The sequence below is a fragment of the Comamonas humi genome (genome assembly GCF_054782535.1).
This window is the reverse complement of the sequence record NZ_BAAGSH010000004.1, coordinates 171,850-193,683: the sequence shown is the minus strand read 5'-3', so window position 1 is coordinate 193,683 and position 21,834 is coordinate 171,850. Positions and strand designations below refer to the sequence as shown.

The following is a 21,834-nucleotide window of genomic DNA, read 5'->3' as shown; positions in this document are numbered from 1 at the left end:
CCGTGTCCGCCTCCCAAGCAAATCGGCGCCGGGTGAGGCACCCGGCGCCGATACGGATTCAGTGAGGGAGCCTTACCACTCGCCGCCTTCGCGCACCCGCTGCGCGAGATCGACATAGCCATCGCCGTCGTTGGCCGACGCACCCAGGTTGGCGGGCGGCAGCATCTGCATCGCGTAGGTGGGCGGCTCCATGCCGGAGCGGCCGAATTCGTGGTCGTTCAGGGCATCGTCGGCGATGTGGCGGTGGGACTGCATGGCGGCTCCGAAAATGATGCGCGACCGAATGGCAACCAACTCTGCGACAGGTGCGCGTTTGCCATTCGATTGCTGGGTAAGATGTCTTGCTCCGGCTATGCAACCTGTCCGCCCCGTTATTGCAACAGAGGCATGTGTACAACGCATGACAATGTGCCGGCGTTGACCTCTCCGATTGCAAAAAATTGCCACTTGCCTGCCTGCATGCCTTTCTCCCTCGCGCACCCCGTCCACTGCGAACTGCTCATCAAGAAAAGCCGCTTCATCGGCTGTGTGCAGCCGGTGCGCGACCGAGCGCATGCGCAGCAGATCGTCGACGCGCTGCGCGCCGAGCACCCCGCCGCCACGCACGTCTGCTGGGCCCTGCTGGCCGGCAGCGACGGCGCGGCCAACGATGACGGCGAACCCAGCGGCACCGCCGGGCGGCCGATGCTGAACGTGCTGCGCCACCAGGACCTGCAGAACGTGCTGGCCACCGTGGTGCGCTACTACGGCGGCGTGAAGCTGGGCGCCGGCGGCCTGGTGCGCGCCTACACCGACGCCGTGGCGCAGGCGCTGCTGACGGCCGAGAAGCTGCCGGTGCAGTCGTTCAGCGAGCTGCGCTGCCGCTTCGCCTACCCGCACGAGGGCCTGGTGCGCCGGCTCGCGGCCGACGCGCAGGCCGAGATCCTTGACGTGCAGCACGCCGCCGACGTGCTGCTGCTGCTGCGGGTGAACGACCGCGAGCTGCAGGCGCTGCGCGCCGCCATCGTCAGTGCCACGCAGGGGCAGGCGCGGTTCGAGACCGACGAAGCCGCGGACTAGCAGCCCCTGCAAAAAACATAGCTGCCAGCGCTTTCCACATGCTATTTTCAATAGATAAAACACTGGAAATCATTACCTGACAAGTGCTAGCAGCTATCATTTCAAGAGGAAACTCATGCCACGCTTTGCCGCCAACCTGTCCATGCTCTACAACGACGTGGACTTCCTCGATCGCTTTGCCGCCGCTGCCCGCGATGGCTTTAAGGCCGTCGAATACCTTTTCCCCTATGCCTACCCATCCGCGCAGCTGGCCGAACTGCTGCAGCAGTATGGCCTGCAGCAGGTGCTGTTCAACGCCCCGCCCGGCCACTGGGACGCGGGCGAGCGCGGCCTTGCCTGCCTGCCGGGACGCGAGGCCGAATTCCGCGAAGGTATTGACCAGGCCGTCGAATACGCGCGCGCCCTGGGCTGCCCGCGCATCCACGTGATGGCCGGCCTCGTGCCCCAGGGCGCCGACGCCGCGCAGGTGCACGCCACCTACGTGGCCAATGTGCGCCACGCCGCCCGGCAAGCCGCGCCCCACGGCATACAGATCCTGCTCGAGCCCATCAACGGCCGCGACATGCCCGGCTTCTTCCTGAGCCGCCAGGACCAGGCCCACGCGCTGGTGGCCGAGATCGCCGAGCCCAATGTCAAGGTGCAGATGGACCTGTACCACTGCCAGATCGTCGAAGGCGACTTGGGCGTGAAGATCCGCCAGTACCTGCCCACGGGCAACGTCGGCCATTTCCAGATCGCCGGCGTGCCCGAGCGCCACGAGCCCGATGTGGGCGAGATCAACTACCGCTACCTGTTTGGGCTGCTGGACAGCCTGGGCTGGGATGGCTGGATAGGCTGCGAGTACAAGCCCGCGCGCGGCGCCGCGCCGCATGCCACCCGCGACGGGCTGGGCTGGCTGAAACCCTGGCTTTGAACGCCACCAAGAAATACCAATGAAAATAGCTTCCAGCGCCCGTCTGCCGTGCGCTGGAAGCTATTTTTTCAGGAGTGATGGCTGAGCGCGTGCCTACTGGTTGGCCGGCACGGTGTAGGTGTACTCGCGCAGCACGCCGCCGCCGCCCACGCTGCCGTCGGTGACGGGCTGGCGCACGCGCTCCACGCAGGCGCGCTGGTCTTCCTGGGTCTTGAAGGCCGAGCAGCGCGCCACGGCGTTGCGGGCAAAGTCGTCGGGCGTGCCCACGGGGTTGGCCAGGCGGTCGGCGTTGGCCGGCTCGCCGTTCGGGCCGCTGCGGTCGTGGCGCTGGGAGGCAGCGGGTTTCTTGGCGTGCTGCGCCGCATCGGCGCTGGCGGTGCCGACCACGGCCAGGGCGGCGGCAACGGCCACGGTCTGCAGGGAACGGATCCAGATGTTTGTCATGGGTGACCTCCTTGAATCACCCAAGCATGCTTCCCGGCGCGCGGCCCCGGCGTCAGCCGGGATTCACAGGCCGCGCCAGATACGGACTACAAGGCGTCGCCGAACCACTCGGACACGCCTTCGGCCATGCGCGCGAACACCGTGTCCAGCGTGGGCGCCTGGGCGCCGAACAGCGCGTGCAGCACCGCCGGGCACTCGAACCAGCCATGCATGTAGGTGCCCAGCACCGCCGGGTTCGCGCCCTGCCAGGCCAGGCCGGGCAGCAGCTCGGTGGCGCGGTCGCCGGCCGCCTGCATGTCGGCGCGCAGCCGGGTCACGCCGTGGTGGATCTCGTAGCCCTCGGCCTGCACGCCCGACAGCGCCTGCCACGGCGATTGCAGCGCGGGCAACTGCACGCGGCTGGGCTGCACGGTCTTGGCCTGGTCGAACAGCGTGGCCAGCGGCAGCAGCCCCAGGCCGGCGGCGTTGCCGTCGATGCCGTGCGGGTCGATCAGCGCCTCGCCCAGCATCTGCAGGCCGCCGCAGATGCCCAGCACCCGCCCGCCCCGGGCCGCATGCGCGCAGATGGCCGCGTCCAGCCCCTGGCGGCGCAGCCACTGCAGGTCGCTGGCGGTGGCCTTGGAGCCGGGCAGGATGATCCAGTCGGCCGCCTGCAGCTCGGCCGGCGAGCGCGCCCATACCAGGCGCACGCCGGGCACGGCCTTGAGCGGCTGGAACTCGTCGAGGTTGCTGATGCGCGGATAGGCCACGACGGCGATGGTGGTGTGGACGGCGCCGGTGGCGGTGGAGCGCTCGTCGAAGACGCCGTCCTCCTCGGGCAGGCCGTGGTGGAACTGCATGGGGATGGTGGCCACGGTGGGTACGCCCGTCAGCTCCTGCAGCATCTGCGGCGCGGGCGCGAGCAGGCTCGCGTCGCCGCGGAACTTGTTGAGCACGAAACCCTTGATCAGCGTCCGCTCCTCGGGCGGCAGCAGCGCCCAGGTGCCGTACAGGTGCGCAAACGCGCCGCCGCGGTCGATGTCGGCCACCAGCAGGCAGTGCGCGTCGCAGTGCCGGGCTACGCGCATGTTGACCACGTCGCTGGCATGCAGGTTGATCTCGGCGGGCGAGCCCGCGCCCTCGATTACCACCACGTCGTTCTCGGCGCGCAGCTCGTCCAGCGCCTGGGCGATCTGCGGCCAGACCGTCAGGCTGCGGCCGCGCCAGGGCATGCGGCTGAGGGCCTCGTCCACCTGGCCGAACAGCACGACCTGGCTATGCGTGTCGGCCTCGGGCTTGAGCAGCAGCGGGTTCATGCGCACGTCGGGCACCGCGCCCGCGGCCAGCGCCTGCAGGTACTGCGCAGTGCCGATCTCGCCCCATTGGCCATCGGGCGTGGCGACGACGCGCGCGTTGTTGCTCATGTTCTGCGCCTTGAAGGGCGCGACCTTGTAGCCCTGCGCCCGGTACCAGGCGCACAGCGCCGTGGCCACCCAGCTCTTGCCGGCGCCGCTGCTGGTGCCCAGCACCATCACGCACCACGCCGTCATGCGCGCACCTTGGGTTGCAGGGGCAGCACCATGCGCTGCAGGATGCGCTCGAGCGCATGGTCGCCATGCAGGCACAGGCCGGTGTGCACGGCCGAGGTCTGGATGATGCTGCTGCGCCTGGCCGTGAGCCAGTGGAAGCGCGCGCGGAACGGCAGCTGCGCGATCGGCCCGCCCTCGGGCCGGCCCTCGCAGATGGCGATGATGCTGCCCAGGTGGCGGTACACCGTCTCCAGGTCGACCCCAGGGTCGAGCGCCAGCAGCCGCGCCTCGTCCAGCGCCATGGCGGCCTGCAGGTAGCCGCTGCGCTGGCACGAGACGATCACGCCGGCGTTGACGAACTCCTCGCGCTCCACGCGCGGCACCACGCGCACGACCGCGTAGTCATACACATCAGGCGCGTGCATCGATGGCTCCTTGCAACCAGCGGCCACGGTCCTGCAGCCGGGCCAGAAAATAATCCACATACGCGGCGCGGTGGGCCTGCGGGTCGGCCAGCGCATCGCCCTGGCGGTCCTGCGCCGCCTGGTCCAGAAAGCAGTCGGGCACGGCCGCCAGGATGGCCTGCAGCACCGCGGGCGTGAGCCGCTGCGCCAGCGCCTCGTCGACCTGTGCCAGCTGCGTGGCCTGCGGCAGCAGCACATGCTCGGCGATGGGCGCATAGGGCTTGCCGGGGTCGGCCACCCGCCCTTCCCAGGCGTGGTGAAAGGTCAGCGTGGCGCCGTGGTCGATCAGCCAGGGCTGGCGCTGCCACACCAGCAGGTTGGTGTTGCGCGCGGTGCGGTCGACATTGCTCACCAGCGTGTCGAACCACACCAGGCGCGACGCGAAGTCGCTGTCGACCCTATCGACCGCGGGGTCGAAGTTCACCGATCCCGGCAGGTAGTCCAGCCCGACGTTCAGGCCGTCGCTGGCGCGGATCAGGTCCTGGATCTCGGGGTCGGGCTCGGTCTGCGCCAGCTTGGCATCGAGCGTGGCCAGCACGATCTCGGGAATGGGCAGGCCGAGCGCCCGCGCGATGCCGCCGGCGATCAACTCGGCCATCAGGGCGCGCACGCCCTGCCCGGCGCCGCGGAACTTGAGCACATACAGGCCGAGGTCATCGGCCTCGACCACGGCCGGCATGGAGCCGCCTTCGCGCAAGGGGGTCACGTAGCGCTCCACGACAACGGAGCGCAAGGAGGGAATGGGTAAGTCCATGCGAAATGGTAGCGTCTTGGTTAGAGGATGAACGGGTTCATGGGCTGCCCCAGGCCTGCTCCAGCGCGGCCTGCGATGCGGGTGGCAGCACGCCCAGGCGCACGTGGCCGGGCAGACCGAAACTGGCGCAGTCACGCAGCTTGGTGCCCTGCGCGCGCAGGCTCGCCAGGCGCTGCTGCATGCATTCTTCGGTCAAAGGCAGGCGCGCCACAAAGTAATTGGCCTGGTGGCCGGGGATGATCTGCCAGCCCAGCCGCTCGCACAGCGCGAGCTGCCGGCGCTTCCAGTCGCGCAGCGTCGGCAGGCTGTGCGCCAGCCACTGCTGCGCGGCGTCGCTCGTCCAGGCTTCGAGCAGGGCCACGCCGTGCGCGCCGACCACCCACGATGGCGCCAGCTCGCGCAGTGTGTCCAGCTCGTCGTCCGTGGCGTGCAGCGGCGCAATCGCATACGCGGCGCGCACGCCCGTCATGCCCAGGGCCTTGTTGGGCGTCCATAGCTGCCACACGTGGTCCAGATTCCGTTGCGGCGGCCCGCCTTCGAGCCACAGCGGGCGGTAGGCGCAGTCGAGCACCTGCCAGCCGCCGGCTGCGGGCGCCGGGAATGCCTCCAGTTGCCCCAGCGGGCTCGACGGCTCGCAGAGCCAGTGCAGTTCGCCGGGCGCGGACGGCTGCAATCCCCAGACGCGCGCCGCCTGGGCGTAGTCGCCATAGTGGTGCCGGGGCAGCGCGACAGCCTGGGCGCCGCTGCGCGCCGCATGCTGGGTGAGGCGGTGGATCAGCTCGCTGCTGCTGCCGCCGATCAGGATGCGCCGCACTGCCACCGCGTGGAAGGCCGCGAGCCGCGCGCGCAGGCTGGTGTAGCGCGGATCGGGGTACTGCGCCGCATGCGCGGCCTGCAGCGCTTCCATGGCCACGGGGCACGGCCCGCAGGCGTTGCGGTTGGTAGAGAAGTCGTGCGCCGGCACGCCCAGCGCATCGGTGCCGCCGTGCATGCCCTCAGCCATGGAGCGCTCCGAACCACATTGCCATCAAAACGATAGCTGCCAGCGCGCACCCCACCTGCGCCGCAATTACTTTGGATGCCAGATGCACGGCCCGCTGCAAATCGGCGGAGCCGGGCGCCGCGCCCTGCGCATGGAGCTGGTACACCCCGGGCTTGGACAGGCGCACGCCCAGCGCCAGCGCCATCGCGCCCATGGGCCAGCCGCCGTTGGGCGACGGCGTCACGCGCGCATCGCGCCGCAGCGCCTGCCAGGGCACGCCGCCGGCCACCAGCGCCAGCCATGCGGCCGTGAGGCGCGCCGGAATCCAGTTGAGCACATCGTCGGCCCGCGCCGCCCACTTGCCGGCCCACTGCCAGTGGCGGCGCTGGGCGCCTTCACCGCGCCAGCCGGGGTAGCCCCACATGGCGTCGGCCGTGTTGGCCAGGCGGTAGACGGCCGCGCCCGGCAGGCCGGCAACGGCGAACCAGAACAGCGGCGCGATGACGGAGTCGCAGAGGTTCTCGGCCAGGGTCTCGATGGCGCTCTCGCGCACCGTGGCGGCGTCGAGCTGCGCGGTGTCGCGGCTCACCAGCCACGATAGCCGCTCACGGCCCGCCGGCAGCGACTGCTGCAGCGCGGCCTCGACGGCCAGCACCTCGTCCTTCAGCATGCGCCAGGCCAGCAGCGGCTTGAGCAGCACGCCCATGCACACGCCGGCCAGCCACCAGGGCTGATACGGCAGCACAAAGAGGATCAGCCAGTAAAGAGCAAAAATAATAGCTGCTAGCGCGCACCAGGCAATCATTCCCAATATAAATCGCGCCCAATCCCTTGGATGATCAGCGCGAGGCGCTATTATTTTTCCTATGGCACCGAGCGCTTTGCCCATGTAGACCACGGGGTGCAGCCACGCGGGTGGCTCGCCCCAGAGCCGGTCCAGCGCCAGCGCCACCAGCACGGCGATCAGCGCGCACAGCACGTTCTGCGACCATAGGACGGCCGCATCCGGCGCAGCCGTGAGCGCCCTGTATAGCCAGCCCAGCGGGCTGAACGACCAGGCCAGCAGCTCCGTCCACGTGATCGCCGTCATGCCGCGGGCGGTTCCTCGGTCCAGACGTCGTCCATCAGCATGTCGCCCAGCGGCGCGCGGCAGGCCCATTTCTCCTGCTGCAGCATGGGCTCGGCGTAGTAGGCATCGACGGGGCCCAGGCACAGCACGCCCAGCGGATGCGCGCCCGCCGGCATGTGCAGCAGCGCGGCCAGCGCCTGCGGCTCGAAGATCGACACCCAGCCCATGCCCAGGCCCTCGGCGCGCACGGCCAGCCACAGGTTCTGGATGGCGCAGGCGGTGCTGGCGATGTCCATCTCGGGCAGCGTGCGGCGGCCGAAGATGTGCGCCTCGCGCCCCGGCGGCATGGCCACCACCAGCACCTCGGCCGCATCGAGCACGCCCTGCACCTTGAGCTTCATGAAGTCTTCCTCGCGCTCGCCCAGCGCGTGGGCGGTGCGCACGCGCTCTTCCTCGACCAGCGCATGGATGCCCTGGCGCAGCGCGCGGCTCTTGACGCGGATGAAGCGCCACGGCTGCATGAAACCCACGCTGGGCGCATGGTGCGCGGCGCGCAGCAGGCGCAGCAGCACGTCCTCGGCCACGGTGCCGCCGGCAAAGTGGCGCATGTCGCGGCGCTCGTAGATGGCGCGGTAGACGGCGGCGCGCTCGGCCTCGGTGAAGGGCGTGGCGGCGATCGTCGCGGGGTGCATGGAATGGGCGGGAGGAAGAGGTGTATCGGCCATGGTTCGATTGTGAGCCTTTATGCGGCGGGCGGCTCAGGCCGCCCCGCCCTCCAGCGTCAGCAGTGCGCGCTTGCGCGGCAGCCCGCCGCCAAAGCCGGTGAGGCTGCCGTCGCTGCCAACCAGGCGGTGGCAGGGCACGACGATGGAGACCTTGTTCTGCCCGTTGGCCGCCGCCACGGCGCGCGTGGCCGTAGGCCGGCCGATGGCGCGCGCCTGCTCGGCATAGCTGCGCGTGCGGCCGTACGGAATCTGCAGCAGCGCCTGCCAGGCGCCGACCTGGAACGGCGTGCCGACCAGGTCGAGCGGCACGCCGAAGACCTGCCGCTGCCCCGCAAAATACTCCGCCAGCTCTGCGGCCAACTGGTCAAGCACCGCGTTGCGACCCGCCTGCGCAGCGCCGCCGCGCGCGGCCTCGACCTGGGCCAGCTCGCGTGCCACGCGCTGCGGCACGTCGAATTCGAGCATGCACAGCCCCTGCCCCGACGCCACGGCCAGCATCTCGCCCAGCGGCGTGGGCAGGTGGCGGCGGAGCAAGGCCACGGCCTCAGTCCTCGATGCCGCGCTGCGCCGGAATGCCGGCCTGGAAGGCGTGCTTGACGAGCTTCATCTCGGTCACCGTGTCGGCGATGTCGATGATCTCCTGCGGGCAGCGCCGGCCGGTGAGGCAGACGTGCACGTCCTTCGGCCGCGCGGCCAGGGTGTCGAGCACCTCCTGCAGCGGCAGCCAGCCGTAGATCAGCGGGTAGGTGACCTCGTCGAGCACCACCAGGAAGTACTCGCCCGACAGGATCGCGGCCTTGGCCTTTTCCCAGCCGTCGCGCGCGAGCTGGCCCGACTGGTCCAGGTCCTTGCTCTTCCAGCTGAAGCCGTCGCCCAGACCTTCAATGGGCAGACCCACCTGCTCGGCCAGGCGGTGCTCGCCGAAGCGCGCCGTGGGCACCTTCATGAACTGGAACACCTTCACGGCCTTGCCGCGGCCGGTGGCGCGGAAGGCCAGGCCGAAGGCCGCCGTGCTCTTGCCCTTGCCATCGCCGGTGTTGACGATGACCAGGCCGCGGCGTTCGCCCTCGGGCTTCTCGTAGGGCTTTTCGGTGGGGGGAGTTTCGATCTGCATGGTTTCCTCTTTCAATCAATGGCGCGCCATGCGCGGGATGGCCAGCCACTGGCCGTCGAGCTGCCGCACCTGGATGCGATGCTCGAACACGGCCTCCAGCGCCGCATGGGTGGCGGGGTCGGCGCAGGCGCCGTGGTGCACGGCCCGGCCGGCCTGCATGATGAGCATGTCGTCGGCCTGCAGCGCCACCGACAGCTCGTGCAGCACGCTGACCACGCTGGTGCCCTGGGTCACCAGCTCGCGCACGATGAGCATCCAATCGGTCTGGTGCGGCGGGTCGAGGTTGGCCAGCGGCTCGTCCATCAACAGCACCTGGGCCTGCACGGCCAGGGCCCGGGCCAGCAGCACGCGCTGGCGCTCGCCGCCCGACAGCTCGGCCAGCGGCCGGTGGCGCCAGTCCCAGGCCTGGGTGGCCTGCAGGCACTGGCGCACCACGGCGTGGTCCTCGTCGCTGGGCGAGGCCAGCCAGGCCTGGTGCGGCAACCGGCCGAGCATGGCCACGTCGTAGCTGGTCAGCTCGTCGGTGGCGGTCTCGTTCTGGCCCAGCCAGGCCAGCGCGCGCGCGCGCTGCTGGCGCGGCCAGCCCTGCAAGGGCTGGTCCAGCAACTGCACCCCGCCCTGCAGCGAATGTACCGGCCACAGCCCGCACAGCACCTTGAGCAGCGAGGACTTGCCCGCGCCGTTGGGGCCGACGATGCTGGTCCAGCGCCCCGCGCCCAGGCGCACCGTCACGTCGTGCAGGATGGGCTTGTGGTGCACCTGCGCCCCGATGTGCTCGGCGGCGATGGCGATCTTGGTCATGGCGGCGCTCATCCCAGGCCTCCGCCCGCTGTGCGGCGGTGCATGCGCCACAGCAGGTAGGTGCCGCCCAGCGCCGCGGTGAGCACGCCCACCGGCAGCTCCTGCGGCGCAATCAGCCAGCGCGCCAGGATGTCGGCCGCCAGCAGCAGCACGCCGCCCATGACGCTGGCCAGCAGCAGGCTGCGGCCGTGCCCCACGCGCACCAGGCTGCGCACCAGGTGCGGCGCGGCCAGGCCCACGAAGGCGATCAGCCCGGTCTGCGCCACCGAGGTGCCCGTGGCCAGCGCCAGCACCAGCACCAGGCCGTAGCGCATGGGCGCCAGCGGCAGGCCCAGGCTGTGCGCCGTGGCCTCGCCCAGCGTCAGCCCGTCGAGCACGCGCGAGAAGGCCCAGGCCGCCAGCGAGCACAGCAGCCACACGGCCAGCATCAGCGCGCAGCCGCTCCAGCCCACGAAGGCCGAGGTGCCGAGCACGAAGCTCTGCATGGCCTGCAGGATGTCGGGATGGCGCAGCTCGATCAGGTCGCGCACGGCGCCCAGCACCACGCCGACGATCACGCCCGCCAGCAGCAGGCGCAGCGTACTCTGCACATTGCGCGCCAGCGTCACCGTGAGCAGCACGGCGCCAGCGGCGCCCGCGAAGGCCATGCCGGTCATGCCCAGGCGGTGCCAGATGTCCAGCCCGGTGAGCGCCGTGCCCATGGCCACCAGGCCGATGGCGCTGCCCAGTGCCGCGCCCGAGGCGCTGCCCAGCAGGTATGGCTCGGCCAGCGGGTTGCGGAACAGCCCCTGCGCCACCGCGCCCGCCAGGCCCAGCAGTGCGCCGGCCAACCAGGCGCCGGCCGAGCGCGGCAGGCGGATGTCGGTCACGATCTGCCAGGCCACCGGGTCATCGCGCATGCGCAGCACGCTCTCCCAGCCGGTGCTGCCCACGCTGGCGCCCACGGCCAGCAGCAGCGCGGTCAGCACCGCCAGCACCAGTGCCAGCCAGCGGCTGCGGGCCAGGCCCGGGCCCATGTCGTGCGTAGCGTTCACTTGCCGGTGCCCAGTTTTTCCGTCAGGCAGCCGGCCATCAGCCGCGCGGCCTCGGCCATGCGCGGGCCGGGGCGCACGATGATGTCGGCCTCTTCCTGCGGGAAGATGCAGACGCGCTGGCCCTTGACGGCCGCGAGGTGTTCCCAGCCCGGGTACGAGGTGGCCACCTGCATGCTGCGGCTGCCCATCATGATGACGTCGGGGTTGGCGCGCAGCAGGAATTCCGGGCTCAGGCGCGGAAACGGCCCCAGCTCGGGCGGCACCACGTTGCGCACGCCCAGGCGCGCCAGCGTCTCGCCGATGAAGGACTGCGGCCCGGCCGCATACGGCCCGCGGCTCACCTCGAAGTACACGCGGGCGTTCTTCGCCGATGCGGGCATGGACTGCGCCGCGGCCTCGACGCCGGCATTGATCTCGCGCCAGACCTTTTCCGCCTCGGCCTCGGGCACGCCCAGCAGGCGCGCCAGCCGCAGCAGCGCCTTGTGCACGCCCTGCTGCGAGTTCACATCGGTCACCACCACGGTGAGGCCCAGCGACTCCAGGCGCTGAGCCACCTTGACGGCCGCGGCCCGCGACAGCAGCACCACATCGGGCCGCGCCGCCACCACGGCCTCGACGTTCGGGTCCACCCCGCCGCCCAGCACCGGCAGCTTGCGCACCGACTCGGGCCAGTTCGAGAACCGGTCCACGCCCACCAGCCGGTCGCACAGCTGCAGCGCGCAGACGCCCTCGGTCAGCGAAGGGAGCATGCTGACGATGCGCTGGGGATTGGCGGGCAACTGGACGGTGCGGCCGCGGTCGTCGGTGACGGCCTGGGGGGCGATCAGTTGCACGGCGGTGGCGGAGGTTGCGGCGGCGCACAGTGCCAATGCAGAGAAAAATGCTTTGAACGAATCCATGGACAGGAGCCGGGGTTTCGGCCCGGCGGCCGACCTACTTTTCTTGCTCCTGCAAGAAAAGTAGGCAAAAGAAGCAGGCCCTGCTGTCTGCGACCCCAACGCCTTGCGTTGGGGCAACCTGTGGCGTGACGTTTGCGGGGTGCGCCGCAGAACTCTCTTCGCGCCCAAGGGCGCTCCGTTCGAACAACCGCGGCGAGTCAGATAACGAAGCATGCGCGCTCCGACGCGCATGCCACCCCGCAAACGCCCCGCCCCAGGCGCAGCCAGAAGGGGTGGGGAGACTGGCCGGGCCATCGCTTCGCTCGGCCCCTGAGGTTGCCCTCCGCGCCTCTCGCCGTGCCGAGAAAGGCAGGGCACGGAGCGTGCATGCCAAAGCACCTTCCCCGCCTCGGAAAACCGCGCCACCACAGCCATGAAAAAATTCATCATTTCAATTGCAACGGCAAGCCCGCCGCCATCAACGTCACCCGATTGCACACCGCCGCCACCCGCTGGTTCAGCGTCCCCAGCGCATCGACGAAGGCCCGCACCTCGCTCCCGAGCGGAATCACGCCCAGGCCGATCTCGTTGCCGACCAGCACCACCGGCCCGCGTGCCTGCTGCAACGCTTCCAAAAAGAGAGCCTCCTGCGCTTGCCACGCTTGCGCTGGGGGCATATTTTGCTTCAAATCCTCGGGCGCCGGCATCAGCCAGTTGGTGAGCCACAGCGTCAGGCAATCCACCACCAACAGGCGGTGCGGCGCACTGTGCGCAGCCAGCGCGGCGGCGAGGTCACGCGGCTCCTCGATGGTGGCCATGCCTGGCACGCGCTCCGCGCGGTCGCGCTGGTGGCGGGCGATGCGCGCGCGCATCTCGCCATCCCAGGCGGTGGCCGTGGCGACCAGCAGGGCTTCATGACCTGGCTGCTGGGCCAGCCATTGCGCGGCCAGCAGCTCGGCGCGACGCGACTTGCCGCTTTTCTGGCCGCCCAGCAGCAAGGCGCGAAGCTTCGGATCGATCAATGTGTCCATGGCCGTCATGGTGGCACGGCTCCCAGCAGCCCGGCCACCGCCTCGGGGCATGAAGGGAACCAGGCATGGAAATAGCTGGCATGGATGCTGCCGTGCCGGTACAGGGCCTCGCCCGCATCGGCGCGCGGCTCCTGCCCCGGGCGGCTGGAACGCGCCAGCACCTGCGCATCGCTGGCCAGCTTCGAATAGTGGAAAGTGTGGCCGCGCAGCAGGCCCCACGGTGTCTGCAGCTGCTGCATGCCCAGCCCGGCCAGGCGCTTCTGCATCGTGGCCTGCCCGGGCAGCAACTGCCACAGCGCGTGCCGATGGCCATCGGCGTCGCTCAGCCCTTCGCACAGCGCCACCATGCCACCGCACTCGGCCCAGACGGGCCGGCCCTGCTCCACGTGGCTTTGCAGGTCGAGCTGCAGGCCGGTGTTGGCCTGCAGCGCCGCCGCATGCAGCTCGGGGTAGCCGCCGGGCAGCCACAGCGCGTCGCAGGCCGGCAGGCGCTCGCCCGCCAGCGGCGAGAAGAAACGCAGCTCGGCCCCCATGGCCTGCAGGCAGTCGAGGTTGGCCGCGTAGATGAAATTGAAGGCCGCGTCGCGCGCCACGGCCACGCGGCGGCCGGCCAGCAGGCGCGGCGGCGCAGGCGCCGGCTCGGCCGGTGGCGCGAATTCCACCGACCAGTCGGCCTGCCAGGCAGCCCAGGGCTTGGCGCCCAGCGGGGTCTGCGCCAGTGCGTCGGCGGCAGCGTCGAGCCGCCGCTCGGCATCGGGCAGCTCCTGCGCGGCGATCAGGCCCAGGTGCCGCTCGGGCAGCAGGCGGGCGCTTTCGTCGATGGACACCCGCGGCAGTGCGCCCAGCCACAGGTCCGGCTCGCGCAGGCCTTGGCGCAGCAGTTCGGCGTGGTGCTCGCCCGCGACGCGGTTGGCCAGCACGCCGGCCAGCGGAAGTGCCTCGTCGTAGTGCCGCAGCCCGTGCGCCACGGCGCCAAAGCTGCCGGCCATGGCCGAGGCGTCGATCACCGCCAGCACCGGAATGCCCAGTGCCTTGGCCAGGTCGGCGGCACTGCTCGGGCCGTCGAACAGCCCCATCACGCCTTCGACCAGAATCAGGTCGCAGCTCTCGGCCGCCGCATGCAGGCGCTGGCGCACGTCGGCCTCGCCGGTCATCCAGCGGTCCAGCGCATGCACCGGCGCGCGGCTGGCCAGCTGCAGCCAGTGCGGATCGAGGAAGTCCGGCCCGCACTTGAACACCTGCACGCGCCGCCCCTGGCGCCGGTGCAGGCGCGCCAGCGCGGCGGTGGTCGTGGTCTTGCCCTGGCCCGAGGCCATGGCCGCCACCAGCAGGGCGACGCAGCGCGCCATCAGCGGGGCGCCCAGCGCACGCCCACGTAGACCGAGCGGCCTTCGGTGGCGTAGGTGCGGGCCAGTTCGTACTTCTTGTCGGCCAGGTTGTTCAGCCGCGCGACCAGGCTGAAGTCCTTGCCCAGCTGCGTGCTCGCCGTCAGGTTCAGCAGCGTGTAGCCGCCCAGCACCTTGGTGTTGGCCGCGTCGTCGTAGCGCTGGCCGTTGGCCTGCAGCTCACCGCCCAGCGTCCAGCCCGCCAGCGTGGTGTCGGCCGACAGCGTGGCGCGGCGCTTGGCGCGGCGGGCCAGCATCTTGCCGGTGTCCAGGTCGTGCGGGTTCTGGAAGTCCACCGAGGCGCGCAGGTTCACCATGCCGACGCGCGTGCCGCCGGCCAGCGTCACGCCTTCATAGACCGCGCGGCCCACGCTGGCGTAGCAGCCGCCGAACGGGCCCTCATTGCCCGCGCAGGTGCCGGTGCCGCCCACCCAGTTGATGAGGTTGCGCACGCGGTTGCGGTAGACGGTGGCCGAGAAGCTGTCGTGGCCGTCGGCCCAGCGCAGCCCCAGTTCGGCATTGCGGCCCTGCTCGGGCGTGAGCGACGGGTCGCCGTACATACTGAAGCGCTGGTACAGCGTCGGCGCGCGAAAGGCCGTGCCCGCCGAGACCGTGGCGCGCCAGTGCGGCATGAACTCGTAGCCGTACGAGGCGCTGCCGGTGGTCTTGCCGCCGAACTCGCTGTCGCGGTCATGGCGCAGGTTGAACTGCGCCGTGTGCGCACCGCTGCGCAGGCCCCAGCCCAGCGCCAGCGCGTTCTGGAAGCGCTTGCGGTCGATGTCGCCGTTCTCCAGCTTGTCCTCGCGGCGCTCCAGCGCCGCCGTCAGCGTGTGGATGCCGCGCCGGTATTCGTTCTGGAACAGGTAGTTCTGCAGGCGCGTGTCGGTGAGGTAGGGCGAGGGCCGGGTCTCGTACTCGTCGCGCGACTGCGTGTACTGCAGCTTGGTGCTGTACTCCGAGGTCCACTGCGCCTGCCAGTTCAGGCCCAGGGTCTGCAGCTTGCTGATGCTGCGGTCGTCGACCGGGGGCTTCGATGCGTCGTAGCCCGAGTTCATGGTCGAGGACAGCAGGGTCGCCTCGACGCGGTGCTGGCGGTTGATCTGGTAGCCCAGGCGTCCGAACACGGCATTGTTGCGGTAGCCGTCGTCGTCGGGGTTGGCGGTGGCCACGGTGCGGGCGTTGAAGCCGTGCGACTGCGCGCGCGCCAGGCCGATGGCGTAGTCCCAGCCATCCGCACCGCCGCTCACGCCAGCCTCGGCGGTGAAGGTGCCGCGGTTGCCCAGGCCCATGCCCACATAGGGCTGCGGCGCGCCTTCGCCTTTCCTGGTGAAGATCTGCACCACGCCGCCCATCGCGTCCGAGCCGTAGACCGCGGCCGCCGGGCCGCGCAGCACCTCGATGCGGTCGATCACCGACAGCGGAATGGCCTGCCACGAGGCGCCGCCGGTGGACTGCGAATCGATGCGCACGCCGTCGATGTATACGGCCGTAAAACGTGTATCGGCACCGCGCAAATACAGGCTGGTGGTGGCGCCGGGGCCGCCGTTGCGCACCATCTCGATGCCCGGCAGGCGCGAGAGCACATCGGCCACGCCGCTGGGGCCGGCGCGCTCGATGGTCTCGCGGTCGACGATGGACATATCGGCCACCAGGTCGGACAGCGGCTGTGCGGTGCGGTTGGCGGTGACCACCATTTCGGACAGCGGGGCGCCGCCGTCCTGCGCCAGCGCGGGCGAGCAAAGCGCCAGCGCGGCGACGGAAATGGCGGACAGGCGCAGCGCGGCACACGCGCGGGGCGGCAGAGAAATCGGACTCATGGGGAACAGGGAAATCAGAATGACCCGCGCCGGCCTCCCCGCCGGCAAATGGGAAACAAGGATGCTCGCCCTGCCCTCGCCGGGCGAAAAGGCGCGTCATCCACATCGTTGGCCGGTATCCGGGCTGGCGACGTTACAGCACACGCCTTCCCAAGCACTTGTTCAAGGTGTTCAGTGGCTAGAATGTGGCTGCAGATAGCGTCACAACGCTATCAGTCGCTTACCGTTGCGGGGGCAGCGCAGGTTGAGTGGCAACCGGCCGAAAGACCGGCACACTTCCCTGCTTCCCGTTGAACTGCCGCGCTGTGAACCATTGCGGCGAGCACCAACGGATACAATTTTATCGCCGTTCGCGGTCGCTCCTACTTAATTCACTGTCTCCCTATGGTCACCACGTCGTCTTTGGACTTGATACTGGAACGGGCAGAAGCCCTGCTGGCCCGCCACGAAGCCCTGCAACGCGCCCATGCACAGCTGCAGGAGCAGGTCGCCACGCTCACCCAGGAGCGCGACTCCTTACAATCGCGGCTGAACGCGGCGCGAGCGCGCGTGGACGCGATGATCGAGCGCCTGCCCAAGACCTTCGAACAGGATGACGTATGAAGCAGATGGAAGTACACATCATGCAGCAGAGCTACATGCTGGGCTGCCCTGAAGGCCAGGAGGAGCGCCTGCAGACGGCCGTCAAGCATGTGGATGCGGCGATGTGCGGCATCCGCGACACCGGCAAGATCCGCGGCCGCGAGAAGATCGCGGTGCTGGCGGCGCTGAACATCGCCTTCGACCTGCTCGAATCCCAGGCGGCGGCTGCGGCAGCCGAAGCGGCGGCGGCCGAAGCCGCGGCGGCTCCCCAGCCTGCACCGGTGCCTGCGCCCGAGCCCGTCGCGCAGGCCACGCTGGACCTCGACGAGCCGCGCATGCAGGCCCTGCTCGAGCGCCTGGATTCGGCGCTGAAATAGCAAGTTTAGAAATTTAACCAGGCTTACGGCGCTGATAAATCCGTTTGCCCGGAAGGCCCCTTCGCAGCGCATACAATGGAGTCGTTCGCAGCGCTGCTGGGTTTTAAGTTCCTTGAACCAATGCTATACGTAGCATGGGCTTGGTACATTGCTCCTCGAGCGTGATCGTCTCGCGTCAGATGAACCCAACGTCGAGCTGCCCTCGCCCACCTGAACCCCCGGTTCAGGACAACCGCCCGGTGGATGTTGCGAACACCTCTCATGCCCTGCAAAGGCCACCGGCTCCGGTGGCCTTTGTTCTTTTGCGCAATCCCCATGTCCCTGATTGATCCCTCCACGATCGCCATGCTGGCCGGCCTGGGCCTAGTGGCCGGTTTTCTCGCGGGGCTGCTGGGCATCGGCGGCGGCATGATCCTGGTGCCGTTCATGAGCTACCTGCTCGGGCGCCAGTCGGTCGAGCCAGAGCTGGCGATCAAGATGGCGATCGCAACGTCGATGGCGACCATCATGTTCACCTCGGCCTCCAGCGTGCGCGCGCACCACCGGCGCGGCGCGGTGCGCTGGGACATCGTCTGGCGCCTGGCGCCCGGCATCGTGCTCGGCGGGCTGGTGGCCAGCCTGGGCATCTTCGCGGTGCTCAAGGGCAGCTACCTGGGCATGTTCTTCGGGCTGTTCGTGGGCTATTCGGCGCTGCGCATGTTCTTCAAGAGCGAGACCCAGCGCGCGCGCGACATGCCGGGCACGCTGGGGCAACTGGGCGCGGGCGGCGTGATCGGCTGCCTGTCGGGCCTGCTGGGCGCGGGCGGCGCCTTCATCAGCGTGCCGTTCATGACCTGGTGCCGCGTGCCCATCCACAATGCGGTGGCGACCAGTGCGGCGCTGGGCTTTCCGATCGCGGTGACGAACGTGCTCGGCTTCCTGGCTGCGGGCCTGCACCTGCAGGGGCTGCCGCCGGGCGCCATCGGCTACATCTGGCTGCCGGGCCTGGTGTCGGTGGCCGTGTGCAGCGTGCTGACCGCACCGCTGGGCGCCAAGGCAGCGCACCAGCTGCCGGTGGCAAAGCTCAAGCAGGTGTTCGCCTGCCTGCTGCTGGCGCTGGCCAGCTACATGCTCTACAAGAGCGCGATGGGGCTGGTGCACTGATCAAAAAAGAGAGCATCTTGCGCTCATCCATCAAGGAATGCAGAGCCATTCACACCCACACTCCTTGAATATCAAGCGCCAGCAGCTTCTTTTTTGATAGCTAGCACCACAGCACCGGCCCGCGCTGCAGCGCGTGCATCCACAGCGCCCAGCCGCTCATCAGCACCAGCACCGCGCCGGCCAGGCGGGCGCCCAGGTCCTGCCGCCAGGCGTTGGCCGCCCTGCCCGCGCGCGCCAGCAGCCAGGGGCCGAGCACCAGCCACAGCGTGCCGCCCGCACCGAAGGCCAGCATGGCCGCGGCACCGCCGGCGGCGCTGCCCGTGAGCGCCGCCACCGCCACCGCCGAGTACAGCAGGCCGCACGGCAGGCAGGCCCAGGCCAGGCCCAGCGCCAGCACGCGGCCGCGCGTGGCCAGGCCCTGCTGCACACGAGCCCACAGGCGCCGGCTGGCCCGCTCCATCCATGCCGGCTGGCGCGCCCAGACCAGCAGCGTCAGCCCCCACAGCAGCACCAGCAGCTGCAGCAGCGCCCAGGCGGGGCGCAGCGCCGCGGCCCATTGCACGCCCTGCGCAAAGCCGCTGATGGCCGTGGCCGCCAGCGCGCCCAAGGCCGCGTAGCCGGCGAGCCGGCCGGCATGCAGGGCCGCGAGGCGCATGGCATCCGCCTGCGGCAGCGCCGCCGGCATGCCGGCGGGCACCCAGACCAGGGGCTGGGCGCGCTGCGGCGCGGCGATGCGGGCGCAGGGCGCGGCGCACATGGCCAGGCAGTGGGGCCCGCCGGCGAGCCCCATCAGCAATGCGGTGCCGAGCACGCCCCACAGCATGGTCAGATGATCTTGGAGAACCGCGCGCGGTTGCGGTCGGCCTGCAGGTAGCGGTCGAACACCAGGGCGATGCCGCGCACGAAGTACCAGCCCATTTCGGTGACGGCGATCTCGTCGCTGCCCACCTGCACCAGGCCCTGGGCCTGCATGGCCTGCAACTGCGCCAGCTCGGGCGCGAAGTAGCGGCCGAAGTCGATCAGCCAGGCCTGCTCGATGGATTCGACGACGAGGTTGCCCTGGCACATCAGCGCCATGATGACGGCGCGGCGGATGAGGTCGTCGCGCGACAGCGCCAGCCCGCGCACCACGGGGATCTGGCCCTGGTCGATCAGGTCGTAGTACTCGTCCAGCGTCTTGGCGTTCTGGCTGTAGGTGGCGCCGATGCGGCCGATGGCCGAGACGCCCAGGGCCAGCAGGTCGCAGTCGGGATAGGTGCTGTAGCCCTGGAAGTTGCGGTGCAGCCGGCCCTGGCGCTTGGCGACGGCCAGCGCGTCCTGCGGCAGCGCGAAGTGGTCCATGCCGATGTAGACGTAGCCGCCGGCCTGCAGCGCCGCGACGGCCTGGGCCAGCATGGCGAGCTTGTCGGCCGGCGCGGGCAAATCGGCCGTGGCGATGCGCCGCTGGGCCTTGAAGCGCTCGGGCAGGTGGGCGTAGGCATAGAGCGCGATGCGGTCGGGGCGCAGCTCGCGCACCAGCGCCATGGTGCGGGCAAAGCTCTGCGGCGTCTGCAGCGGCAGGCCGTAGATCAGGTCGACGTTGATGGACTCGAAGCCCAGTTCGCGCGCGGCGCGCACCAGCTCGAACACCTGGCCGGCCTCCTGCTCGCGGTGCACAGCCTTCTGCACGGCGGGCTCGAAGTCCTGCACGCCGAAGCTCAGGCGGTTGAAGCCCAGGCCGGCGAGCAGCTGCAGGCGCTCGCGGGTCACGGTGCGCGGGTCGATCTCGATGGAGTATTCGCCGCCGGGCACCAGGCGCAGGCGGCGGCGCAGCAGGTCCATCAGACGCACCAGCCCCGCGTCGCTGAGGAAGGTGGGCGTGCCGCCGCCCAGGTGCAGCTGGCTCACGGCCTGGTCGGGGCCGCTGTGCTGCACGTGCAGGTCGAGCTCGCGCTCCAGGTAGTCGAGGTACTGGTCGCCGCGCTCGTGGTGCCTGGTGACGATCTTGTTGCAGGCGCAGTAGTAGCACAGCGACTCGCAGAACGGGATGTGCACGTAGACCGACAGCGGCTGCGCCCGGCCCGTGTGCGTGCGGCGCTGCTCGAGCGCGAGGATGTAGTCGCCGGCGCCGAAGGCCTCGACGAAGCGGTCGGCGGTCGGGTACGAGGTGTAGCGCGGGCCAGGCACATCGAAGCGGCGCAGCAGTTCGGGCGTCAGGGCAATCATCGGGGCGTCTTCCATTTTTTTACTGTGCACCGGGACGCGCCCGCCGTCCTTGATGCAGATCAAGAAGGATTCCGGGGCCTTGGTTCACAATACGGATACACAGGCTCCGGGCCACACGCCGACGGAGCTGAATGCCACGCCAACGGAACCCTTGCATGTCCACCAACGCCATCAAAGTCGCCTGCTCCAACTGCAACCTGCGCGAGCTGTGCATGCCCGTGGGCCTGTCGAATGAGCAGATGCAGCGCCTGGACGAGGTCGTGGCCACGCGGCGCAAGCTCAAGCGCGGCGGCACGCTGTTTGCCAACGGCGAGGCATTCACGTCGCTCTACGCCATCCGCACCGGCTTCTTCAAGACCTGCGTGACGACCGAGGACGGGCGCGACCAGGTCACGGGCTTCCAGATGGCCGGCGAGATCATGGGCCTGGACGGCATCGTCAACGACCGCCACTCCTGCGACGCGATCGCGCTGGAGGACGCCGAGGTCTGCGTGATGCCCTACGAGCGGCTGGAGGAGCTGTCGCGTGAGGTGAATGCGCTGCAGCACCACGTGCACAAGATCATGAGCCGCGAGATCGTGCGCGAGCACGGCGTGATGCTGCTGCTGGGCAGCATGCGCGCCGAGGAGCGGCTGGCGGCCTTCCTGCTGAACCTGGTGCAGCGCCTGCACGCCCGCGGCTTCTCGCAGACCGAGCTGGTGCTGCGCATGACGCGCGAGGAGATCGGCAGCTACCTGGGCCTGAAGCTCGAGACCGTGAGCCGCACCTTCTCGAAGTTCGCCGACGACGGCATCATCGAGGTCCGCCAGCGGCATGTGCGCATCGTCGACGCCGACAAGCTCAAGGGCCTGGTCAACAACCAGACCGCCTGCCACTGAGCGAACTCCTGTTTTCATAGCTATCAGCGCTTGATGCACAATCGCTTCAGCCACATTTTCCTTCAGAATCACCGCGACAGGCATCGGGCCGTCCCTGCACCGGCACCGGGCAGCGGTTGATCTCGAACGGCGACAGCGACAGCAGCGTGGTCATCGCGGTGGCCGCCGTCATCAGCGCCCAGAACACGAAGAACGCCACGGTGTAGATGCCGGTGCGCGACAGCGGCAGCGGCTCGCCGGCCCAGGTCAGGTCATGCGGATCGATGACCGCGAAGACCAGCATTTCCTGCACGCCGGCCAGCAGGAATGCCGGCCAGGCGATCCACATCCATCGTTGCAGCAGCATCTTCGTACTCCTTGGCTATCGGGCTCTATTTGGGCTGGTCGGCCGCCGGCGTGGCCGCGTGGTTGCGGGCCTTCAGCGCCGGCGCCAGGCTTTTCTGCGGCTGCGCGAGGCGCTGGTTGATGTTCAGGCCGTTCTGGTAGTAGTTGTCGTCGATCACCGGGTCCTGCCCGCGGGCCGCGATCCAGGCCGTGGCCACGCCGGCCACCACCACCAGCGCGGGGCCGGACAGCAGCAGCCAGACGGAGAGGAACTTCCACCAGGGTTTGCCGGCCTCCGGCGTGGGTGCGGGTTGCGTTGCATTGCGGTTCATCGTTACCTCCTTCGG

General features: G+C 69.8%; 26 protein-coding genes and 1 riboswitch. Of the genes, 6 read left to right on the top strand and 20 right to left on the bottom strand.

Annotation, left to right across the window (positions count from 1 at the left end; genetic code table 11):
- Window positions 1–72 precede the first annotated feature (72 nt).
- Window positions 73–255 carry a hypothetical protein gene (locus tag ACYVKR_RS03845; RefSeq protein ID WP_460479472.1) on the bottom strand — a complete coding sequence of 61 codons (183 nt, stop codon included), beginning with the start codon at window positions 253–255 and terminating at the stop codon, window positions 73–75.
- 204 nt (window positions 256–459) lie between these two features.
- Between ACYVKR_RS03845 and ACYVKR_RS03840 the strand changes: the two genes are divergently transcribed.
- Window positions 460–1,059, top strand: a complete 600-nt coding sequence (locus tag ACYVKR_RS03840) for an IMPACT family protein (protein ID WP_460479471.1) — start codon at window positions 460–462, stop codon at window positions 1,057–1,059.
- A 115-nt stretch (window positions 1,060–1,174) separates the two neighbouring features.
- Window positions 1,175–1,972: a hydroxypyruvate isomerase family protein gene (gene otnI / locus ACYVKR_RS03835; RefSeq protein ID WP_460479470.1), complete on the top strand. Its 798-nt coding sequence runs from the start codon at window positions 1,175–1,177 to the stop codon at window positions 1,970–1,972.
- Window positions 1,973–2,065: 93 nt separating this feature from the next.
- On the opposite strand, the gene ACYVKR_RS03830 is transcribed toward otnI, so the two are convergent.
- The 15 genes from ACYVKR_RS03830 to ACYVKR_RS03760 form a co-directional block, all read right to left on the bottom strand.
- Window positions 2,066–2,416 carry a hypothetical protein gene (locus ACYVKR_RS03830; RefSeq protein WP_460479469.1) on the bottom strand — a complete coding sequence of 117 codons (351 nt, stop codon included), beginning with the start codon at window positions 2,414–2,416 and terminating at the stop codon, window positions 2,066–2,068.
- 86 nt (window positions 2,417–2,502) lie between these two features.
- Window positions 2,503–3,945, bottom strand: coding sequence for a cobyric acid synthase (locus tag ACYVKR_RS03825; RefSeq protein ID WP_460479468.1), 1,443 nt, complete (start codon window positions 3,943–3,945; stop codon window positions 2,503–2,505).
- On the bottom strand, window positions 3,942–4,349 hold the full coding sequence (locus tag ACYVKR_RS03820) for a DUF3037 domain-containing protein (protein ID WP_460479467.1): 408 nt from the start codon (window positions 4,347–4,349) through the stop codon (window positions 3,942–3,944). Before ACYVKR_RS03820 ends, ACYVKR_RS03825 begins: the two co-directional genes overlap by 4 nt.
- Complete coding sequence (locus ACYVKR_RS03815; protein WP_460479466.1) at window positions 4,336–5,142, bottom strand: HipA family kinase; 807 nt, start codon at window positions 5,140–5,142, stop codon at window positions 4,336–4,338. Before ACYVKR_RS03815 ends, ACYVKR_RS03820 begins: the two co-directional genes overlap by 14 nt.
- A gap of 37 nt (window positions 5,143–5,179) precedes the next feature.
- Window positions 5,180–6,145 carry an aminotransferase class I/II-fold pyridoxal phosphate-dependent enzyme gene (locus ACYVKR_RS03810; RefSeq protein WP_460479465.1) on the bottom strand — a complete coding sequence of 322 codons (966 nt, stop codon included), beginning with the start codon at window positions 6,143–6,145 and terminating at the stop codon, window positions 5,180–5,182.
- Window positions 6,138–7,214, bottom strand: a complete 1,077-nt coding sequence (cbiB, locus tag ACYVKR_RS03805; protein ID WP_460479464.1) for a CobD/CbiB family cobalamin biosynthesis protein — start codon at window positions 7,212–7,214, stop codon at window positions 6,138–6,140. The genes ACYVKR_RS03810 and cbiB overlap by 8 nt, the downstream gene beginning before the upstream one ends.
- On the bottom strand, window positions 7,211–7,885 hold the full coding sequence (gene bluB, locus ACYVKR_RS03800; RefSeq protein WP_460479568.1) for a 5,6-dimethylbenzimidazole synthase: 675 nt from the start codon (window positions 7,883–7,885) through the stop codon (window positions 7,211–7,213). The genes cbiB and bluB overlap by 4 nt, the downstream gene beginning before the upstream one ends.
- Before the next feature lie 66 nt (window positions 7,886–7,951).
- Complete coding sequence (locus ACYVKR_RS03795) at window positions 7,952–8,458, bottom strand: methylated-DNA--[protein]-cysteine S-methyltransferase (protein WP_460479463.1); 507 nt, start codon at window positions 8,456–8,458, stop codon at window positions 7,952–7,954.
- A 4-nt stretch (window positions 8,459–8,462) separates the two neighbouring features.
- Complete coding sequence (cobO, locus tag ACYVKR_RS03790; RefSeq protein WP_460479462.1) at window positions 8,463–9,032, bottom strand: cob(I)yrinic acid a,c-diamide adenosyltransferase; 570 nt, start codon at window positions 9,030–9,032, stop codon at window positions 8,463–8,465.
- Window positions 9,033–9,047: 15 nt separating this feature from the next.
- Window positions 9,048–9,833, bottom strand: coding sequence for an ABC transporter ATP-binding protein (locus tag ACYVKR_RS03785; protein ID WP_460479461.1), 786 nt, complete (start codon window positions 9,831–9,833; stop codon window positions 9,048–9,050).
- An 8-nt stretch (window positions 9,834–9,841) separates the two neighbouring features.
- On the bottom strand, window positions 9,842–10,849 hold the full coding sequence (locus ACYVKR_RS03780) for a FecCD family ABC transporter permease (RefSeq protein ID WP_460479567.1): 1,008 nt from the start codon (window positions 10,847–10,849) through the stop codon (window positions 9,842–9,844).
- Window positions 10,850–10,863: 14 nt separating this feature from the next.
- On the bottom strand, window positions 10,864–11,766 hold the full coding sequence (locus ACYVKR_RS03775; RefSeq protein WP_460479460.1) for an ABC transporter substrate-binding protein: 903 nt from the start codon (window positions 11,764–11,766) through the stop codon (window positions 10,864–10,866).
- A 425-nt stretch (window positions 11,767–12,191) separates the two neighbouring features.
- A complete protein-coding gene (locus ACYVKR_RS03770) occupies window positions 12,192–12,776 on the bottom strand; it encodes a bifunctional adenosylcobinamide kinase/adenosylcobinamide-phosphate guanylyltransferase (protein WP_460479566.1) in 585 nt (194 codons plus the stop codon).
- A 5-nt stretch (window positions 12,777–12,781) separates the two neighbouring features.
- Window positions 12,782–14,125: a hydrogenobyrinic/cobyrinic acid a,c-diamide synthase gene (locus ACYVKR_RS03765; protein ID WP_460479459.1), complete on the bottom strand. Its 1,344-nt coding sequence runs from the start codon at window positions 14,123–14,125 to the stop codon at window positions 12,782–12,784.
- Window positions 14,125–15,978 carry a TonB-dependent receptor family protein gene (locus ACYVKR_RS03760; RefSeq protein WP_460479458.1) on the bottom strand — a complete coding sequence of 618 codons (1,854 nt, stop codon included), beginning with the start codon at window positions 15,976–15,978 and terminating at the stop codon, window positions 14,125–14,127. The genes ACYVKR_RS03765 and ACYVKR_RS03760 overlap by 1 nt, the downstream gene beginning before the upstream one ends.
- Window positions 15,979–16,071: 93 nt before the next feature.
- Window positions 16,072–16,323, bottom strand: a riboswitch (cobalamin riboswitch).
- Between the two features lie 39 nt (window positions 16,324–16,362).
- On the opposite strand from ACYVKR_RS03760, the gene ACYVKR_RS03755 reads away from it, so the two are divergent.
- From ACYVKR_RS03755 to ACYVKR_RS03745, 3 genes are all read left to right on the top strand, one after another.
- Window positions 16,363–16,581 carry a DUF904 domain-containing protein gene (locus ACYVKR_RS03755; RefSeq protein WP_460479457.1) on the top strand — a complete coding sequence of 73 codons (219 nt, stop codon included), beginning with the start codon at window positions 16,363–16,365 and terminating at the stop codon, window positions 16,579–16,581.
- Window positions 16,578–16,937, top strand: coding sequence for a cell division protein ZapA (locus ACYVKR_RS03750; RefSeq protein ID WP_460479456.1), 360 nt, complete (start codon window positions 16,578–16,580; stop codon window positions 16,935–16,937). Before ACYVKR_RS03755 ends, ACYVKR_RS03750 begins: the two co-directional genes overlap by 4 nt.
- Before the next feature lie 315 nt (window positions 16,938–17,252).
- Entirely contained in the window at window positions 17,253–18,080 is an 828-nt protein-coding gene (locus tag ACYVKR_RS03745) for a sulfite exporter TauE/SafE family protein (protein ID WP_460479455.1), read from the top strand.
- 100 nt (window positions 18,081–18,180) lie between these two features.
- Here the strand turns inward: ACYVKR_RS03745 and ACYVKR_RS03740 are convergent, their stop codons facing one another.
- Both ACYVKR_RS03740 and hemN read right to left on the bottom strand, forming a co-directional pair.
- Window positions 18,181–18,903 (bottom strand): urease accessory protein UreH domain-containing protein, encoded by a 723-nt coding sequence (locus ACYVKR_RS03740; RefSeq protein ID WP_460479454.1) that lies wholly within the window; start codon window positions 18,901–18,903, stop codon window positions 18,181–18,183.
- 2 nt (window positions 18,904–18,905) lie between these two features.
- Window positions 18,906–20,285, bottom strand: coding sequence for an oxygen-independent coproporphyrinogen III oxidase (gene hemN / locus ACYVKR_RS03735; RefSeq protein ID WP_460479453.1), 1,380 nt, complete (start codon window positions 20,283–20,285; stop codon window positions 18,906–18,908).
- A 155-nt stretch (window positions 20,286–20,440) separates the two neighbouring features.
- Between hemN and fnr the strand changes: the two genes are divergently transcribed.
- Window positions 20,441–21,163, top strand: a complete 723-nt coding sequence (gene fnr, locus ACYVKR_RS03730) for an FNR family transcription factor (protein ID WP_460479452.1) — start codon at window positions 20,441–20,443, stop codon at window positions 21,161–21,163.
- Window positions 21,164–21,209: 46 nt separating this feature from the next.
- Here the strand turns inward: fnr and ACYVKR_RS03725 are convergent, their stop codons facing one another.
- Complete coding sequence (locus ACYVKR_RS03725) at window positions 21,210–21,509, bottom strand: hypothetical protein (protein ID WP_460479451.1); 300 nt, start codon at window positions 21,507–21,509, stop codon at window positions 21,210–21,212.
- A 25-nt stretch (window positions 21,510–21,534) separates the two neighbouring features.
- Window positions 21,535–21,819, bottom strand: a complete 285-nt coding sequence (locus ACYVKR_RS03720) for a FixH family protein (protein WP_460479450.1) — start codon at window positions 21,817–21,819, stop codon at window positions 21,535–21,537.
- Window positions 21,820–21,834: the final 15 nt, after the last annotated feature.

Excerpts from the sequence above, each read along its gene's own strand:
- cobO (WP_460479462.1), bottom strand. The coding sequence starts at position 9,032 with ATGCAGATCGAAACTCCCCCCACCGAAAAGCCCTACGAGAAGCCCGAG.
- ACYVKR_RS03745 (WP_460479455.1), top strand. The coding sequence starts at position 17,253 with ATGTCCCTGATTGATCCCTCCACGATCGCCATGCTGGCCGGCCTGGGC.
- ACYVKR_RS03815 (WP_460479466.1), bottom strand. The coding sequence starts at position 5,142 with ATGGACTTACCCATTCCCTCCTTGCGCTCCGTTGTCGTGGAGCGCTAC.
- ACYVKR_RS03810 (WP_460479465.1), bottom strand. The coding sequence starts at position 6,145 with ATGGCTGAGGGCATGCACGGCGGCACCGATGCGCTGGGCGTGCCGGCG.
- ACYVKR_RS03780 (WP_460479567.1), bottom strand. The coding sequence starts at position 10,849 with ATGGGCCCGGGCCTGGCCCGCAGCCGCTGGCTGGCACTGGTGCTGGCG.
- ACYVKR_RS03755 (WP_460479457.1), top strand. The coding sequence starts at position 16,363 with ATGGTCACCACGTCGTCTTTGGACTTGATACTGGAACGGGCAGAAGCC.
- ACYVKR_RS03760 (WP_460479458.1), bottom strand. The coding sequence starts at position 15,978 with ATGAGTCCGATTTCTCTGCCGCCCCGCGCGTGTGCCGCGCTGCGCCTG.
- ACYVKR_RS03740 (WP_460479454.1), bottom strand. The coding sequence starts at position 18,903 with ATGCTGTGGGGCGTGCTCGGCACCGCATTGCTGATGGGGCTCGCCGGC.
- ACYVKR_RS03830 (WP_460479469.1), bottom strand. The coding sequence starts at position 2,416 with ATGACAAACATCTGGATCCGTTCCCTGCAGACCGTGGCCGTTGCCGCC.
- ACYVKR_RS03820 (WP_460479467.1), bottom strand. The coding sequence starts at position 4,349 with ATGCACGCGCCTGATGTGTATGACTACGCGGTCGTGCGCGTGGTGCCG.
- ACYVKR_RS03770 (WP_460479566.1), bottom strand. The coding sequence starts at position 12,776 with ATGGACACATTGATCGATCCGAAGCTTCGCGCCTTGCTGCTGGGCGGC.
- ACYVKR_RS03750 (WP_460479456.1), top strand. The coding sequence starts at position 16,578 with ATGAAGCAGATGGAAGTACACATCATGCAGCAGAGCTACATGCTGGGC.
- ACYVKR_RS03825 (WP_460479468.1), bottom strand. The coding sequence starts at position 3,945 with ATGACGGCGTGGTGCGTGATGGTGCTGGGCACCAGCAGCGGCGCCGGC.
- ACYVKR_RS03720 (WP_460479450.1), bottom strand. The coding sequence starts at position 21,819 with ATGAACCGCAATGCAACGCAACCCGCACCCACGCCGGAGGCCGGCAAA.
- ACYVKR_RS03765 (WP_460479459.1), bottom strand. The coding sequence starts at position 14,125 with ATGGCGCGCTGCGTCGCCCTGCTGGTGGCGGCCATGGCCTCGGGCCAG.
- ACYVKR_RS03725 (WP_460479451.1), bottom strand. The coding sequence starts at position 21,509 with ATGCTGCTGCAACGATGGATGTGGATCGCCTGGCCGGCATTCCTGCTG.
- ACYVKR_RS03845 (WP_460479472.1), bottom strand. The coding sequence starts at position 255 with ATGCAGTCCCACCGCCACATCGCCGACGATGCCCTGAACGACCACGAA.
- ACYVKR_RS03785 (WP_460479461.1), bottom strand. The coding sequence starts at position 9,833 with ATGACCAAGATCGCCATCGCCGCCGAGCACATCGGGGCGCAGGTGCAC.
- cbiB (WP_460479464.1), bottom strand. The coding sequence starts at position 7,214 with ATGACGGCGATCACGTGGACGGAGCTGCTGGCCTGGTCGTTCAGCCCG.
- ACYVKR_RS03775 (WP_460479460.1), bottom strand. The coding sequence starts at position 11,766 with ATGGATTCGTTCAAAGCATTTTTCTCTGCATTGGCACTGTGCGCCGCC.
- fnr (WP_460479452.1), top strand. The coding sequence starts at position 20,441 with ATGTCCACCAACGCCATCAAAGTCGCCTGCTCCAACTGCAACCTGCGC.
- ACYVKR_RS03840 (WP_460479471.1), top strand. The coding sequence starts at position 460 with ATGCCTTTCTCCCTCGCGCACCCCGTCCACTGCGAACTGCTCATCAAG.
- bluB (WP_460479568.1), bottom strand. The coding sequence starts at position 7,885 with ATGCACCCCGCGACGATCGCCGCCACGCCCTTCACCGAGGCCGAGCGC.
- otnI (WP_460479470.1), top strand. The coding sequence starts at position 1,175 with ATGCCACGCTTTGCCGCCAACCTGTCCATGCTCTACAACGACGTGGAC.
- hemN (WP_460479453.1), bottom strand. The coding sequence starts at position 20,285 with ATGATTGCCCTGACGCCCGAACTGCTGCGCCGCTTCGATGTGCCTGGC.